16 protein-coding genes and 1 pseudogene are annotated in these 15610 nt (G+C 37.2%); 14 read left to right on the top strand and 3 right to left on the bottom strand.

What is annotated here, in order from left to right:
* Position 1: 1 nt before the first annotated feature.
* From hflX to pyrG, 4 genes are all read left to right on the top strand, one after another.
* A complete protein-coding gene (gene hflX, locus QK255_RS09775) occupies positions 2-1231 on the top strand; it encodes a GTPase HflX (protein WP_002290340.1) in 1230 nt (409 codons plus the stop codon).
* A 228-nt stretch (positions 1232-1459) separates the two neighbouring features.
* A complete protein-coding gene (locus tag QK255_RS09770; protein WP_002290339.1) occupies positions 1460-1852 on the top strand; it encodes a MerR family transcriptional regulator in 393 nt (130 codons plus the stop codon).
* Positions 1853-1879: 27 nt separating this feature from the next.
* Entirely contained in the window at positions 1880-3220 is a 1341-nt protein-coding gene (gene glnA, locus QK255_RS09765) for a type I glutamate--ammonia ligase (RefSeq protein ID WP_002287001.1), read from the top strand.
* A 656-nt stretch (positions 3221-3876) separates the two neighbouring features.
* Positions 3877-5487, top strand: a complete 1611-nt coding sequence (gene pyrG / locus QK255_RS09760) for a CTP synthase (RefSeq protein ID WP_002310226.1) — start codon at positions 3877-3879, stop codon at positions 5485-5487.
* On the opposite strand, the gene QK255_RS13365 is transcribed toward pyrG, so the two are convergent.
* Positions 5464-5676, bottom strand: coding sequence for a hypothetical protein (locus QK255_RS13365; protein ID WP_002316919.1), 213 nt, complete (start codon positions 5674-5676; stop codon positions 5464-5466). The two genes, pyrG and QK255_RS13365, sit on opposite strands and share 24 nt — an antisense overlap.
* Before the next feature lie 102 nt (positions 5677-5778).
* Between QK255_RS13365 and QK255_RS09755 the strand changes: the two genes are divergently transcribed.
* The 4 genes from QK255_RS09755 (at position 5779) to QK255_RS09740 (ending at position 9738) form a co-directional block, all read left to right on the top strand.
* The gene (locus tag QK255_RS09755) at positions 5779-6648 is read left to right on the top strand and encodes a class II fructose-bisphosphate aldolase (protein WP_002290335.1); all 870 of its coding nucleotides are present in this window, start codon (positions 5779-5781) and stop codon (positions 6646-6648) included.
* Between the two features lie 164 nt (positions 6649-6812).
* On the top strand, positions 6813-8084 hold the full coding sequence (murA, locus tag QK255_RS09750; protein WP_002290334.1) for a UDP-N-acetylglucosamine 1-carboxyvinyltransferase: 1272 nt from the start codon (positions 6813-6815) through the stop codon (positions 8082-8084).
* Positions 8081-9376 carry a transcription termination factor Rho gene (gene rho / locus QK255_RS09745; protein ID WP_002290332.1) on the top strand — a complete coding sequence of 432 codons (1296 nt, stop codon included), beginning with the start codon at positions 8081-8083 and terminating at the stop codon, positions 9374-9376. The genes murA and rho overlap by 4 nt, the downstream gene beginning before the upstream one ends.
* A 98-nt stretch (positions 9377-9474) precedes the next feature.
* Positions 9475-9738, top strand: coding sequence for a type B 50S ribosomal protein L31 (locus tag QK255_RS09740; RefSeq protein WP_002290330.1), 264 nt, complete (start codon positions 9475-9477; stop codon positions 9736-9738).
* 91 nt (positions 9739-9829) lie between these two features.
* On the opposite strand, the gene QK255_RS09735 is transcribed toward QK255_RS09740, so the two are convergent.
* On the bottom strand, positions 9830-10726 hold the full coding sequence (locus tag QK255_RS09735) for a helix-turn-helix domain-containing protein (protein WP_058139056.1): 897 nt from the start codon (positions 10724-10726) through the stop codon (positions 9830-9832).
* Between the two features lie 377 nt (positions 10727-11103).
* On the opposite strand from QK255_RS09735, the gene QK255_RS09730 reads away from it, so the two are divergent.
* The 6 genes and pseudogenes from QK255_RS09730 to QK255_RS09705 all read left to right on the top strand — a co-directional run bounded on the left by QK255_RS09730 (position 11104) and on the right by QK255_RS09705 (position 14239).
* Complete coding sequence (locus tag QK255_RS09730) at positions 11104-11637, top strand: hypothetical protein (RefSeq protein WP_002290327.1); 534 nt, start codon at positions 11104-11106, stop codon at positions 11635-11637.
* Between the two features lie 210 nt (positions 11638-11847).
* Positions 11848-12114, top strand: a complete 267-nt coding sequence (locus QK255_RS09725; RefSeq protein ID WP_226061375.1) for a thioredoxin family protein — start codon at positions 11848-11850, stop codon at positions 12112-12114.
* A 166-nt stretch (positions 12115-12280) separates the two neighbouring features.
* Positions 12281-12994 carry a C47 family peptidase gene (locus QK255_RS09720; protein WP_002290326.1) on the top strand — a complete coding sequence of 238 codons (714 nt, stop codon included), beginning with the start codon at positions 12281-12283 and terminating at the stop codon, positions 12992-12994.
* A 21-nt stretch (positions 12995-13015) separates the two neighbouring features.
* Positions 13016-13417, top strand: a complete 402-nt coding sequence (locus tag QK255_RS09715) for a hypothetical protein (RefSeq protein ID WP_002320697.1) — start codon at positions 13016-13018, stop codon at positions 13415-13417.
* Positions 13418-13543: 126 nt separating this feature from the next.
* Positions 13544-13717: pseudogene (locus QK255_RS09710) on the top strand (DeoR/GlpR family DNA-binding transcription regulator); the annotation flags it as partial.
* A gap of 156 nt (positions 13718-13873) precedes the next feature.
* On the top strand, positions 13874-14239 hold the full coding sequence (locus tag QK255_RS09705) for a DUF2512 family protein (protein WP_002289228.1): 366 nt from the start codon (positions 13874-13876) through the stop codon (positions 14237-14239).
* Between the two features lie 146 nt (positions 14240-14385).
* Here QK255_RS09705 and QK255_RS09700 read toward each other — a convergent pair whose 3' ends face one another.
* Positions 14386-15594, bottom strand: coding sequence for an MFS transporter (locus tag QK255_RS09700; protein WP_002290321.1), 1209 nt, complete (start codon positions 15592-15594; stop codon positions 14386-14388).
* Positions 15595-15610 lie beyond the last annotated feature (16 nt).

Raw genomic sequence — 15610 nt, 5'->3', positions numbered from 1 at the left:
AATGGAAGAAAAAGTAATCATCGTAGGGGTAGAAACCGAAGCAAACCAGCGTTACTTTTCAGAGTCAATGGAAGAGCTAGTTCAGCTGACGAACACCGCATCAGGAGAAGTCGTATTCACAATTACACAGAAGAGACCACAAGTAGATCGGCAAACGATTATCGGGAAAGGGAAATTACAAGAATTAGTTCAACAAGCAGATGCGCATGAAGCAGATTTGATCATCTTTAATCATGAACTGACTCCGAGACAGAGTCAACTGATTACGGATGCTGTTGGCCTTCCGGTGATTGATCGAGTACAGCTGATCCTAGATATTTTTGCGATGCGTGCTCGTTCGAAAGAAGGAAAGCTGCAAGTTGAACTTGCTCAGTTAGAATATCTTCTGCCTCGTTTAGTGGGGCAAGGGAAAACATTGTCTCGTCTTGGTGGTGGGATTGGAACAAGAGGACCAGGTGAAACAAAGTTAGAAACAGACCGCCGACATATACGGAATAAAATTTTTGCTGTTAAGAAAGAATTGAAAGAAGTAGAAGCCCATCGAGAGCGCAATCGTCAAAAAAGAAAAAACAGTGAGATTTTTCAGATTGGTCTTATAGGCTACACGAATGCTGGAAAATCAACCATCTTGAATTTATTGACACAAGCGGATACTTATTCAAAAGATCAGTTGTTTGCAACGTTAGATCCATTGACTAAAAGATGGCGTTTTGCTGAAGGATTTGAGATTACAGTAACAGATACCGTCGGGTTCATCCAAGATCTGCCTACGCAACTGATCGATGCTTTCCATTCTACGCTAGAAGAAAGTCAGAATATGGATCTTTTGTTGCATGTAGTCGATGCCAGTTCTCCAGATCGCATTTTACAGGAGCAGACTGTACTAAAATTGATGGATGAATTGAATATGAAAGAAATGCCGATACTGACTGTTTACAATAAGGCAGACCAGATTGATCCAGCGATGTTTACGCCCACATTATTCCCTAATGTCTTGATTTCTGCTCAAACGAAAGAAGGGAAGACGGCATTGATCGAAGCAATCAAGCGTCAACTGATGGAACTGATGACACCTTATACACTGTCTGTGCCAAGCAATGAAGGACAGAAATTAAGTGAGTTGAGAAGACAAACGATGGTTTTGGACGAAGCCTACATGGAAGAATCAAACGAGTATGAAGTGAGAGGCTTTGCAAAAAATGATTCAAAATGGTTGAGAAAAAGCAAATAAAATTTTGTTTTTTTACAATAAAAATCACTGAGAAAGAATAGCATAGTACAATAAAAGTAAAAGGTATCTGGTACGAAAATCAACTAGATACCTTTTTTTGCGTTCATGTTTTTTGTTATTTTATAAAAAAATAGAGGTCTTATGTTAGAAAACCTAACATATGCAGTTGACAATATTTTTTTTAATTGGTACACTTTAGCCAACTTATAAAACGAAAGGGGACGTCTGATGGGAGAAAAGGAATTGCGCCGATCTATGTCCGTATTTCCAATTGGTACAGTTATGAAGCTGACTGATTTATCTGCTCGGCAAATTCGCTACTATGAAGAACAAGATTTAGTTCATCCGGAACGAAGTGAAGGAAATCGCCGCATGTATTCGTTGAATGATATCGATATGCTGCTTGAGATCAAAGATTATCTTTCAGACGGGTTAAACATGGCTGGGATCAAACGTGTATACGAAATGGCACAGGCGAAAAAACAAGAAGCAAAAAGCAAGAAGCCGTTGACAGATCATGACGTTCGACAAATTTTTCGTGATGAGATTTTGGCGCAAGGTGGGTTAAGCAAAACAGGTCATTATCAGTCGCAAGGATTGCAAAGACAATTCTTTGACTGAATAAATTAAAAAAGGAAGAGGGATACCATGGTAAAGAAACAGATAACAGGTGAAGAGATCAAACGAATCATTGAGGAAGAAAATGTACGATTTTTACGATTGATGTTCACAGACATCTTAGGTACGATTAAAAATGTAGAAGTTCCAGTGAGCCAGATCGACAAAGTGTTAGAAAACAAAATGATGTTTGACGGTTCTTCGATTGAAGGATTTGTTCGAATTGAAGAAAGCGATATGTATTTGTATCCAGATCTCTCCACTTGGATGATCTTCCCATGGGAAAGTGCTCATGGAAAAGTTGCTCGTTTAATTTGTGATATCTATAATCCAGATGGGACACCATTTGCCGGTGATCCTCGTGGGAATTTGAAACGAGCATTGAAAGACATGCGCGACCTTGGTTTTACCTCTTTCAATTTAGGACCTGAACCAGAATTTTTCTTATTTAAATTAGACGAAGACGGTGGGATCACAACGACCTTGAATGATAAAGGTGGTTATTTTGATTTTGCACCAACAGATTTAGGTGAAAATTGCCGCCGTGACATCGTGTTGGAATTAGAAAGCTTAGGCTTTGAAGTAGAAGCTTCACATCATGAAGTAGCGCCAGGACAGCATGAAATTGACTTTAAATATGCGGATGTAGTAGATGCTTGTGATAATATCCAAACCTTCAAGCTCGTTGTCAAAACGATTGCACGCAAGCACGGACTTCACGCAACTTTCATGCCGAAACCGTTATTTGGAATCAATGGTTCTGGTATGCATTGCAATATGTCTTTATTCAATGATGAAGGAAATGTCTTCTATGATAAAGACGGTGAATTGGAACTAAGTGAAACAGCGTATCATTTCTTAGGCGGTTTGCTGAAACATGCTCGTGCCTATACAGCCGTTTGCAATCCAACAGTCAATTCTTATAAACGTCTCGTTCCAGGTTATGAAGCGCCTGTTTATGTCGCATGGAGCGGTCGTAATCGTTCGCCATTAGTACGTGTACCAGAATCTCGCGGTTTGTCCACACGTCTGGAATTGCGTTCAGTTGATCCATCTGCAAACCCATACTTGGCAATGGCAGTATTATTGCAAGCAGGACTAGACGGTATCCGTAATCAGATCACACCGCCAGCCGCTGTTGACCGTAACATTTATGTCATGGATGAGGAAGAAAGAGAAGCTGCACATATCCAAGACTTACCTTCAACTATCCATAATGCTATCAAGGAATTACGTAAGGATAATGTAATGATTGATGCATTAGGACAACATATCTTCTCAAATTTTGTTGAAGCAAAACGTCTCGAATGGGCGGCATTCAGACAAACTGTTTCCGAGTGGGAAAGAGAACAATATCTAGAACTTTATTAAAAGAGGAATGCCGTGAATTAGAGGTTGTGAAATCAGCGGTTTGACCTGAGTATTAGAGAAACAAACGGCAAAATAGTTCCTCATATTTTGCCGTTTTTTGAGCTAATACCGAGGGTCAGCTGATTGAACACCGTTTATCAAGAGGTTGTGAAAAAGACGTTTAGTTTCGAGTATTAAGAAAAATTTTGTGAAAATGGTTCCTCAAATTTTTGCATAAATTTGGCTTAATACCGAGAAACTGGCTTTTGAACACCGTTTATTTAGAAATAAAGGGGGCACGACGTTTGTCGCACCTCCTTATTTTTTATCTATTGTTTCACTTAAAATTTTTCAGTAAAGATTTCCTGATTTGCTTAAGTTTAACGTTAGCTATGTTTATCTAAAGCCTATTATGTGGGTTAAATTTTTTTGCACTCATAAAGGACTTAAGAAATAATTTCTCAAAGGATATCGAAAAAGAAAAATTGTAAGCGGATAGCCTTCATTTGAGTACTTGACTTTCCCTCAGTCAGCTTGTATTATACACCTTGGGCACCCTTTTAAAGGGTCAGAAGTTTACAGAAATTTCGGCTCCCTATTCTTATTGAAGAATAGGGAGCTTTGTTTATTTTCTGAGACTTTTCCTGCACATAAATTAAAAAGGAGTTTTTGAACTTATGACAAAATATATTTTTGTGACCGGCGGTGTCGTTTCATCAATCGGAAAAGGGATTGTTGCAGCTTCTTTAGGACGCTTATTGAAAAACCGCGGCTTAAAAGTAACTATCCAAAAATTTGATCCATACATCAATGTGGATCCAGGGACGATGAGCCCATATCAGCACGGAGAAGTATTCGTAACAGATGATGGTGCTGAAACAGATTTGGATCTGGGCCACTACGAACGTTTTATTGACATCAATTTGAACAAATACTCCAACGTGACGACAGGAAAAATCTATTCTGAAGTTTTGCGTAAAGAACGTAAGGGCGAATACTTGGGAGCAACAGTTCAAGTTATTCCTCATATTACAAATGAGATCAAAGAAAAAATCATGCGAGCAGCTAAAATGACTGATTCAGATGTGATCATTACAGAAGTAGGAGGAACAGTAGGGGATATAGAATCTTTGCCATTCCTTGAAGCACTTCGTCAAATGAAGGCAGATGTCGGTACAGATAATGTTATGTATATCCATACAACATTGATCCCTTACTTGAAAGCTGCTGGAGAAATGAAAACTAAACCAACGCAGCACAGTGTAAAAGAGCTACGCGGTTTAGGTATCCAACCGAATATTTTGGTGGTACGTACAGAGCAACCTGTTTCTCAAAGCGTGAAAAACAAATTGGCACAATTTTGTGATGTCGAGCCAGAAGCAGTCATCGAGTCGCCAGATGTAGATACACTTTACTCCATCCCGTTAGTTTTACAAGCACAAGGAATGGATCAAATCGTTTGCGACCATTTGAAATTAGATACACCAGAAGCAGACATGACAGAATGGAAAGAATTAGAAGAACGTGTCTTGAACTTGAAGAAAAAAGTACGGATCGCACTTGTCGGTAAATACGTCGAGTTACCAGATGCATATATCTCAGTAGTTGAAGCATTGAAACATTCTGGATTCGCCTATAATTCAGATATCGAGATCGATTGGATCAAAGCACAAGAATTAACGAGAGAAAATGTAGAAGAACGTTTGAAAGATGCAGATGGAATCTTAGTTCCTGGCGGTTTCGGCGATCGCGGAGTAGAAGGGAAAATCGAAGCAATTCGTTATGCTCGCGAAAATGACGTTCCATTTTTAGGGATTTGTCTTGGTATGCAGATGGCTTGTGTCGAATTTGCACGTAACGTCGTTGGGTTGGAAGATGCGGCATCAGCTGAAACGAATCCAGATACAGCAAACAACATTATTGATTTAATGGCTGATCAGGAAAACATCGAGAATTTGGGTGGAACTTTACGCCTTGGATTATACCCATGTAAAATCAAAAAAGGAACGAAGACGGCTGAAGCATATGATGGAGCTGATGTTGTGCAAGAACGTCACCGTCACCGCTATGAGTTCAACAACAAATATCGTCAAATGTTTGAAGAACAAGGACTAGTCTTTTCAGGTGTCTCACCAGACAACCGTTTAGTAGAAATCGTAGAACTGCCAGAGAAGAAATTCTTTGTGGGATGCCAATTCCACCCAGAATTGATTTCTCGTCCAAATCGTCCGCAAAAATTAATCAAAGCATTTGTCGGAGCATCATTAGCAGATCATGAAACAAAATAATTTTTTAGCTTGATAGAAAGAGAAAAGTAGCAAGAGAAGGGGATAAGCAATTTTCTTGTTACTTTTCTCTTTTTCTGATTTGTTATTATTTATAGGAAAAAAGATAGGAAGTAAAAGACTTTTTTTGAGTAAAGAGCGATTAAGCATTTTATTTTTTGCAAAAAACTTCTTGAAAATTTTCATTTTCATTGATTTTAGTAGAAAACTACCGAAATGTTTGGTAAAATAGGGTCGTTGGTTAAGAATTGTCTTAACAAATTTAGTTTTACAAAACTTAGGAGGAATTTTATTATGCCAGTAGTATCAGGAGCTGAATTTTTAAAAGCTGCTCGTAAAGGCGGTTACGCTGTCGGCGGGTTCAACACAAACAACTTGGAATGGACTCAAGCAATTCTTGAAGCGGCTGAAGCAAAACAAGCACCAGTACTTATCCAAACATCAATGGGTGCAGCTAAATACATGGGTGGTTACAAAATCTGTAAAGATTTGATCACTGATTTAGTTGAAGCAATGAACATCACTGTTCCAGTTGCTATCCACTTAGACCATGGTGACTATGAAGCTGCTTTGGAATGTATCGAACTAGGCTACACTTCAGTAATGTTCGATGGTTCACATCTACCATTCGAAGAAAACTTGAAATTAGCTAAAGACGTTGTTGAAAAAGCACACGCAAAAGGTATCTCAGTTGAATGTGAAGTTGGTTCAATCGGCGGAGAAGAAGACGGAATCATCGGTAACGGTGAATTAGCTGACATCGAAGAATGCAAACAAATGGTTGCTACAGGTATCGACTACTTAGCTTGCGGTATCGGTAACATCCACGGTCAATATCCAGAAAACTGGAAAGGATTAGCATTTGACCACTTACAAGCAATTGCTGATGCTGTAGGTCCAGACATGCCTTTAGTATTACATGGCGGATCAGGTATTCCTCAAGATCAAATCGAAAAAGCTATCTCAATGGGTATCTCAAAAGTAAATGTTAACACTGAATTCCAATTATCATTTGCTGCAGCTACTCGTAAATATATCGAAGCTGGTAAAGATAAAGAAGGTAAAGGATTCGACCCTCGTAAATTATTAGCTCCAGGTAAAGCAGCAATCGTTGAAGATGCGAAAGCTCATATCGACTGGTTTGGTTCAGCTAACAAAGCGTAAGCATCCACATAACAGATACGATGTATAGGAATGGAGAACGACTTTTGAAGTCGTTCTCCATTCTTTTTTACTTAAAACGGCAGACCATGCTCGTTTCTTTTTTTTATCTATGATAAAATACAAGCATATCCATGAAAAAAGATTAATAAACAAGGTGGAAACAGATGAAAAAAATCGTAATCAAAGGAAACCGACCTTTAGCTGGCGAAGTAACGATCAGCGGTGCAAAAAATAGTGCAGTCGCATTGATTCCAGCTGCAATCTTAGCTGATTCCCCAGTGATCTTGGAAGGTGTGCCGGACATACAAGATGTTCATTCATTAATTGAAATTTTAGAGATTATGGGCGCAACGGTCCATTTTTCCAACAACATACTAGAAATTGACCCTCGAGAAATCGTATCGGTTCCGATGCCGCACGGAAAAATCAATAGTTTGCGTGCGTCTTATTATTTTATGGGAACACTGCTTGGTAAATTTGGGGAAGCGGTGGTAGGCCTGCCAGGAGGCTGTTATTTAGGTCCTAGACCGATTGATCTACACGTCAAAGGATTTGAAGCTCTAGGTGCTGAAGTGACAAATGAACATGGTGCCATGTATTTACGGACAGAAAATGAAGGGTTGCATGGCAATCGGATTTTTATGGACGTGGTTTCAGTCGGAGCTACAATCAATGTGATGTTAGCTGCTGTAAAAGCAAAGGGACAGACAGTAATTGAAAACGCTGCACGAGAACCGGAAATCATCGATGTGGCAACTTTACTGAATAATATGGGGGCAAAAGTTCGAGGAGCGGGTACAGATGTGATCCGTATCGAAGGAGTCGAAGCATTACATGGCTGTCGTCATTTCATGATTCCTGACCGTATCGAAGCAGGAACCTATCTGGCATTAGCAGCTGCAGCAGGAAAAGGTATCAAAGTGAAAAATGTGATTTTTGAACATTTGGAAAGTTTTATAGCAAAATTGCAGGAAATTGGCGTCCATATGAAAATCAGCGAAGATGAAATCGAAGTTTACCCCTCAAAAGAATTAAAAGCCGCAAATATCATGACCTATCCTTATCCAGGATTTGCCACAGATCTGCAGCAACCACTCACTGCGTTGCTATTGATGACCGCAGGCACTTCAGAAATCATCGATACGATCTATGCGAAACGGGTGAATCACGTGCCTGAATTAGCTCGAATGGGCGCTGATATTACCGTGGAAGGAAATATGATCATCGTGAATGGTCCAAATAAACTTCACGGAACAGAAGTCGTGGCTTCCGATCTTCGGGCAGGTGCTTGTTTAGTGATTGCCGGACTATTAGCAGAAGGAACAACGACGATTTATAACGTAGATTATATCTTACGCGGTTATGATCATATTATCGAGAAACTAACAGCCTTAGGGGCATCAATCGAAATGATAGAGGAAGTGGGAGCTGAATGAGCGATTATTTGACAATGGCAGAACTAGAGAACAAAACGTTAAAAGAAGTTTATAGTTATGCCAAAGAATTTAAAATTCCTTATTACAGTAAGATGAACAAAAAGGAATTATCTCTAGCTGTGATTCGTGCACAAGCTGAGAAACAAGGATTTTATTATATGGAAGGGATATTAGATATCGTTGGTCAAGATGGTTACGGTTTTTTACGGCCAATCAATTATGGACCAAGTGCAGAAGATATCTATATTTCTGCCTCACAAATCAGACGATTCAGTTTGAGAAATGGGGACAAAGTGGCAGGAAAAGCCCGTCCGCCTAAAGAATCGGAACGTTATTATGGTTTGATGCACGTGGAAAGCGTTAATGGAAAAGATCCGGAAGAAGCAAAAGAACGTCCGCATTTTCCAGCCTTAACACCTCTTTATCCGCAAAGACAGCTTCAACTGGAAACAACACCGCAAAGACTATCTACCCGAATGATCGATATCTTCTCTCCAATCGGTTTTGGTCAGCGTGGATTGATCGTCGCACCACCAAAAGCAGGGAAAACTTCTGTATTAAAAGAAATCGCAAATGGTATCACCGAAAACTATCCGGAAGTAGAATTGATCGTTCTGCTGATTGATGAACGTCCGGAAGAAGTAACGGATTTAGAACGAAGCGTGAAAGGCGACGTGGTATCTTCTACATTTGATCTGCAGCCGCAAAACCATACTCGAGTTTCTGAATTAGTATTGGAACGTGCAATGCGTTTAGTCGAAGATAAACGAGATGTCGTTATCTTGATGGATAGTATTACTAGACTTGCTCGGGCCTATAACTTAGTCGTTCCACCAAGCGGACGTACATTGAGTGGCGGGATTGACCCAGCCGCATTGTATAAACCTAAGAAATTTTTCGGGGCGGCAAGAAACATCGAAGAAGGTGGCAGTTTGACGATTTTAGCGACCGCTTTAGTCGATACAGGAAGCCGCATGGATGACGTGATCTATGAAGAATTCAAAGGAACTGGAAATCTAGAATTACAACTTTCACGCGAGTTATCCGAACGTCGGATCTTCCCAGCCATCGATATCAAAAAATCAGGTACCCGAAAAGAAGAATTATTGATGCCAAGTGAAGAACTAGAAGAAATTTGGAAACTTCGAAAAAATATGACTGGAGATTCATTAGAATATACGGAACAACTGATCCGCTTTTTGCGTAAAACAAAAAACAATCAGCAATTTTTCAAAGAATTTCAAGATGTCTCCTTTGGTAAAAAAAATCCGACCAGAAATCTGAAAAGATAATTGCAACCTTGACTGAAACATGTTAAGATGTTAATGTTGTAAATCGACAAATCAACTCTGGTTCAGCAAATGGAGCAGGGCAAAGGAGCGAAAAAATCATGAAAGAAAACATCCATCCAGATTACCACCCAGTAGTATTCATGGATTCAACAACTGGTTTCAAATTCTTGTCAGGTTCAACAAAAACTTCACAAGAAACAGTTGAATGGGAAGACGGTAATACATACCCAGTCATCCGTGTCGAAGTAACTTCTGACTCACATCCATTCTACACTGGACGTCAAAAATTCACACAAGCAGACGGACGTGTGGACCGTTTCAACAAAAAATACGGTCTCAAAGACGCAAACGCTGCGGAATAATAAAAACGCTGATAACTCAACGTTTAGCAGACTATCCGATAGGGATAGTCTGTTTTTTTCGTTTTTGACCATAATGAATAGATGGATATCGTTACTCAAAAATGGGTGGGATACAGTAAATTTTTTCGAATTTTATTAAATCAAATTTAAATTCATTGATTAAACTATCCATCTCTAATAATTCTAGTCCTTGTAAAATTTTCATTATTCGTTTTCGTCCTTTGATGCTATCTCCTTCTATATGACAGATTAATGCCTTATAAAATTGAATGGATATCTGAGTATCTTTTGCAAACAATAATCTATGATGAGTAGCTTCAAATTTTTGTAAGTATTGTTTAGAAAAGTGAATATTTTTGCGTTCTAACATTAAAAGAAAAGCATTATTATAAAGACTGGATAATATCGGATGAAATATTTCAAAATCGTTGTATTTTTCAATTTTGCGTTCGATTTCTGTAAGCCTTTGGGAAATATAGTTTGTATCAAAAAGAAATAGTAATGAGCTAAAACTGATCATTTCAAATCTTCCCCACTCATTTACTTTTTCTAAATAATTGGCAAAGTGATCCAAGTGTTCTTTATCATTTTTATTCAGCTTACGTTTTTCTATGGGCAGAGTATACCAATCAAAAGTTTTTATGACTAAATAGTTGCGAATATCAACAATGTCTCGTGTAGTATTTGCTTTTTTTCGAATGATTTCTAAAGTATACTTCCGTGATCCTCTATTCTCTCTAGTAGCTTTAATAAAATCTTTTATCTTTTTATTTTTCTTTCGTATGCTATCAAATTCTAGATATAAGACAAATTCATCCATGGTTATATTCAATTTATCAAGAAATTCCAATAAAATAACAAAAGGTATGCTATTTTTTTCAGTTTCATATCTAGATAATGTATTTCTTGTTGTTATATTGTGAGCTAATTTTTTTTGAGAGATACCTCTTTCTACACGCAATTTCTTAAGCAATTCCCCACTATCCATATCACCGCTCCGTTCTTTTATAATTGTTATGCGCAAATTAATCACAAAATGAAAATAATACGTATTTTTAATCATAATAACATAGTAGATAAAATAAAAACACGGGAGGTGTGTATTTAATATTGAAAATCGGGGATAGGTTGTTATTTGGGTGGTGGATAGATTGTCGATCGATTATTTATCCCAGTTCTAAATGTTTCTGCAAGCAAAGTAGTTAATTCTAAGACAACAAATGAAAAAATGATTTCAGATTTTACGGATGAAAAATTAGATATATTCACGAAGTTGTTTGATATTACGGAAACTACAAAGTTAGTAAGTACAATAGTAACTAATGATATGAAGTCAAGATTTCAAATGAATTACGCAATAGAAATATGATTATTCATGTACCAAAAAGCTCATTGGATTTAACAAACGCAAAAGTTCTACAAGTTACAGAAAATTCAAAGGATTTTTATACGATCACAGTGCCCATAGTAGGCGATGACTATAATTTATTTAGTAATTTGACGGTTACTTATAGTCAGAATGGAGAAAATGAAAGATATCAAGAAACTATTATTAGTCGAGGGTTGAACAATAAAATTCAAATTGAATCTTATGTAAACGGTAAATTGATGAAATCTGATTTACTTAATGAAGAGTTTTTATCTAACGAGCAAATTAAGAAGGACATGCAAAATGTACAAAAACAAGGAGCTTTGTTACCTCAGAGTAGAGGTGTTGCTGCTAAAATTGCTTGTATTGTTGTTGTTCTTGGTATTAGTAAATACGTTGCGACTATCATTGCAGGAGCTTGTGTTGGTTCGTGCCCAGCTATACCAGTTATTTGTGCTGCTTGTATTGGAGGTTTCGTAGCTTTAGGCACTGGGACGATGAGTTCTGTAGTGGCTTGTTTTAAACTTTGATTGGATTGATGAGATGTGAAAAAGTCGATTAAAACTAGCAGAATAATTATATCGTTTCTATGTCTCTTTGTAGTAGCATTCTCGTTGATTTTTTTTCAAACGGGCAGATTTGGTATGAATAATATTCTACCTGAGATAAAGACAGAAGTGTTAAAATCAAAGCTTGAAGGTTCTGATACTTTCTGATTATATGTAGGTAGACCGACTTGCATTCAATGCCAAGAAATTGAACCTACCCTTCGAAACATATTAAAAAGTGTAGGAGTAAAAGCCAGCTACTATAGAACTGATATAGCTCGAAACGAAGATGAAAAGAGCTTAGAGGAAGTAGCTAAAAAGCTTGATTTAACTGTAGTACCCTCATTATTAATGATTTCTAAAGGTGTTTTAGTTGATAGATTAGATGGTGTTTACACTGAAAAAGCTATTTCTGAATTTTTAGAAAATAATAAAACTATTTTTGAGGAGGATGCATAGTTGTTTATCCCTATATATAGCATGATACTTCTAGGCTTATTTTTAGTATTTTGTCTTTACGCTCTGAAAATACTTCAAAAAAATAATGATGATACGCGACGACAAATAGCACAATTAAGAAAAGATATTGAGTTGATCTTGGAAAAAATTAGGGAAAATAATTAAAATGGTGGATTTACGTTACTTAGAGAATTATTCTAAGCAAGTGCTTTTGTTAGCGGTTTCGTTTGCCTATGGATACTTTGTCAGTCCTAGCGAATTAAAATTAAGTAATTTCAATTTTCGTACATTGACAAATGAGTGCGAGAACAAATTTATTTTTAGCTTATCTACGGATAGTCAAACTATTGATAGGTTATCCAAAGCATATGGACAAAAGTATCTAAACTTGGATTTTCTTGAAAATCAAGGGAAAACTTCATGGTGTGCAGCATACGCTACTACAGCTATTATCCGTTATCAAACTAGGAAAAGTTTTCCTACTGCACGACAGATGATGACAACTTTGTATCCAAGTTCATCCAATTTAGCAGATGAATCTGCCTCAAATATCCAATGTATTAGCTACGCTAATTCTTATGGATTTCATAGTATTTCAAATAGATGGGGGACAGCTACAGCAGAAGGAACGATGCTTGAAATTAATGCGAATCGGCCATATTGGGTATCTGCGCTAAAACAAACTAGAGGGAAGGATAGGCATGCGTTTGTTGTTAGAGGGTACGCTAACTTTGATTTTTATAAAACGATTTCCGTATGGAATCCATGGAGTAATTCAAGCTATGGATATGATCTACTGGACCCTTCCAGTCATTTGATTAGTACTCATGGGGTGGTATTCAAACAAGATTCAGGATTATTTTCTTGGCATTATCTATAAATAGCATTAGGGGTGTTAGGAGTGAAGTATAAAAAAATTTCTTCTCTTATTCTAGTAACAATATTATTATGTACGGCTTGTTCTTCTCCCGCTAGTCAACCGAAGAAAAAAGAACTAGAATTATCAAAGGAAGAATGGGAGCAGCTAACTTTTTTTTGTGGAGAATGGGTATATACGGGAGATGAATCAATGTGGACAATCAACATTGATAAACATTCAATAGACATTTCGTATGATAAACACCAGTTTAATGGTGCTTTCACAGGCATAAAAGTAAATGATGGGTTGACGATATATTGTGAAGATAATCAATGGGCCTACACATTGGATAAGAGAGATGATGAGCGTATATTCGTTATACGCAGTAAGCTAGATTCTGGAACGACTTCAAATGCGATGGGAATAGAGTTAATAAAAAAGTAAAGAAATTAGAATAATTATAAATGAGAGCAAATTTAAGAGTTTGCTATAAGACAAGTGATAAAAACACCTTATATTAACAAAATGAAGAGGGGTTATTTCGAAGTAAAAAACCATTTACCTAAAAATAGAAAACAAGCAGACCGGCTTGCCGTTTTAGTTACACAGCAAAAAATCGCACATAAATTCATGCATCAAGCCATTGCTTTTCATGAAATCGATTATCTGGTGACAAGTAACGAACTGGCAAAAGAACAGTATGAGAAAGTAAAGGAACACCATATCGAATGTCTGTATGGATGAATTATTGCGTGAATATTCTAAGGTGTTTTCCCATTTTTTCATTTTCTTAGATAGGACCTTATCTTTGCTCGCTTCTCTTAGCCGATGGTATAATAACGAAAAGGTTATCTTGTTAGATAACCTTACTTTTTTATCCAGAAGAAAGGAGTGCAGAAAATGAAACATGTGAAGGCGTTGGTAGTGAAGGCAATCATGATCTGGGCAATTCTTTGGGTCGTGCTGACCGGTTTATACGGTGTTAGCTTTATGGATTCAACGATTGTTGGGGTAATTATCGTAGTGATGATCTATGTGCTAGGGGATCTGTTGATCTTACGTAAAGTAGGAAACATCGCAGCAACGATCGCAGATGCTGGTTCAGCTGCAGTTATCTTGTGGCTCTATCTATACTTTATGAATGATACAGTCGATATTTGGATGAAAGTCTTGATTCCTGCTCTATTGATTGGTGTGGCAGAATGGTTCTTCCACAAGTGGTTGCTAAGTCAAGGAATCGTACCAGATGAACGGAAAATGGAATAAATCAACAGTTAAACTATTCTTATCGATAAATGAAAGCTTTAAAAATAAATAGATGTTTAATTAAGAATAATCATAAACTATTTTTACTCAAAAAACCGCTCAGATCATTTTCAGATCTGAACGGTTTTTTTATCTATTCATCAAGATCAAATTTCATTTTTCAATGATTCAATCAATTCACCCTCTGCTTCATGACTATGTTTTCGGCCATTAACAAGATAGAGTGCTGTACATACCAATGGAATGACTCCGGCAATCACATACAATCCTCTAAATGAAGTAAGAGATTTTAGCATCCCCATCAAATAAGGACCAACGCCTAAGCCTAGGTCTAAACCAATAAAGTAGGTAGACAAAGCAATACTGATGCGGTGTTCTTTTACGATCTTCAAACAGACAGCTTGTCCATTTGACATGAACGTACCATAACCTAAACCGACTAATGCTCCAGAAATAAGCAATGTCACACTATTCGTCGTTACACTCAGTAAAAATAATCCTGCTGTTAAGAATAAATAGCTAGGATACATCACGTATTGTTCTCCTTTGACATCGAAAATCCTTCCAGTCAATGGACGTGTAAATGTGATGACCAAAGCATATACGACGAAGAAAAATGACCCAGCAGCAACTAAGTGGATTACTTTTGTATAAGAAGATAAAAATGATAAAACACTTGAATAAGAAAGACCCATCAAAAAGGCGATTCCTGTAATGAAAAGTGCTTTCTTTTCAATAAAACTATTGATATTCCATGAACGAAGAGATGTTTTTTGTTCTTCAGATAATGGAATATTTTTTACAGGAAAGACAAGGCAGGCAATTGTAACAAAGAAGACCAGTACAATTGAAAACCAAATAATGAAACGAAAGTCAGTCATATTCAGCAAAATCATTCCTAAAAATGGTCCAACAGCGGCAGCTAAACTAGTACTTAATCCGTAATAATTGATGCCTTCCCCTTTTTTAGATGCAGGGATATATGCAGTAACAATAGCATTTGTAGCTGTAGAAACTGTACCGTAACCAAATCCATTCAAGAATCGAACTAAATACAATGCCCCGATAGTTGGTGTATAAAGATAAGCTAATGTTGTCAGAAGATAGAAAATCGCGCCGCCTCTTAAGGTAAACTTCCGACCAAATAGTTCTAACTGTTTCCCCATGAATAAGCGTGCCAGCAATGTTCCGATGATATATATTCCAGAAGCAAAACCTGCTTGGCTCAAGCTGGCGTGTAATGTGTCTTGCGCAATGACTGCCATGATGACCATCAACAGATAATAAATCAGGTAGACAATAAAATTGATCAATGTGATTCCGATAAAATATTTATTAAATAATTTCTTTTCCATGTATGTTATACATTCC

This window comes from Enterococcus sp. ZQ21 (assembly GCF_030053755.1).
GTDB classification, from domain to species: domain Bacteria; phylum Bacillota; class Bacilli; order Lactobacillales; family Enterococcaceae; genus Enterococcus_B; species Enterococcus_B lactis.
This window is presented reverse-complemented; position numbering and strand designations above follow the sequence as displayed.

What these genes read in the sequence shown, in the direction of transcription:
- QK255_RS09770 (WP_002290339.1), top strand. Translation starts at nt 1,460, where the DNA reads ATGGGAGAAAAGGAATTGCGCCGATCTATGTCCGTATTTCCAATTGGT.
- pyrG (WP_002310226.1), top strand. Translation starts at nt 3,877, where the DNA reads ATGACAAAATATATTTTTGTGACCGGCGGTGTCGTTTCATCAATCGGA.
- QK255_RS09700 (WP_002290321.1), bottom strand. Translation starts at nt 15,594, where the DNA reads ATGGAAAAGAAATTATTTAATAAATATTTTATCGGAATCACATTGATC.
- QK255_RS13365 (WP_002316919.1), bottom strand. Translation starts at nt 5,676, where the DNA reads ATGAAAATGAAAATTTTCAAGAAGTTTTTTGCAAAAAATAAAATGCTT.
- QK255_RS09705 (WP_002289228.1), top strand. Translation starts at nt 13,874, where the DNA reads ATGAAACATGTGAAGGCGTTGGTAGTGAAGGCAATCATGATCTGGGCA.
- rho (WP_002290332.1), top strand. Translation starts at nt 8,081, where the DNA reads ATGAGCGATTATTTGACAATGGCAGAACTAGAGAACAAAACGTTAAAA.
- QK255_RS09735 (WP_058139056.1), bottom strand. Translation starts at nt 10,726, where the DNA reads ATGGATAGTGGGGAATTGCTTAAGAAATTGCGTGTAGAAAGAGGTATC.
- QK255_RS09755 (WP_002290335.1), top strand. Translation starts at nt 5,779, where the DNA reads ATGCCAGTAGTATCAGGAGCTGAATTTTTAAAAGCTGCTCGTAAAGGC.
- hflX (WP_002290340.1), top strand. Translation starts at nt 2, where the DNA reads ATGGAAGAAAAAGTAATCATCGTAGGGGTAGAAACCGAAGCAAACCAG.
- QK255_RS09730 (WP_002290327.1), top strand. Translation starts at nt 11,104, where the DNA reads ATGATTATTCATGTACCAAAAAGCTCATTGGATTTAACAAACGCAAAA.
- QK255_RS09720 (WP_002290326.1), top strand. Translation starts at nt 12,281, where the DNA reads ATGGTGGATTTACGTTACTTAGAGAATTATTCTAAGCAAGTGCTTTTG.
- glnA (WP_002287001.1), top strand. Translation starts at nt 1,880, where the DNA reads ATGGTAAAGAAACAGATAACAGGTGAAGAGATCAAACGAATCATTGAG.
- QK255_RS09740 (WP_002290330.1), top strand. Translation starts at nt 9,475, where the DNA reads ATGAAAGAAAACATCCATCCAGATTACCACCCAGTAGTATTCATGGAT.
- murA (WP_002290334.1), top strand. Translation starts at nt 6,813, where the DNA reads ATGAAAAAAATCGTAATCAAAGGAAACCGACCTTTAGCTGGCGAAGTA.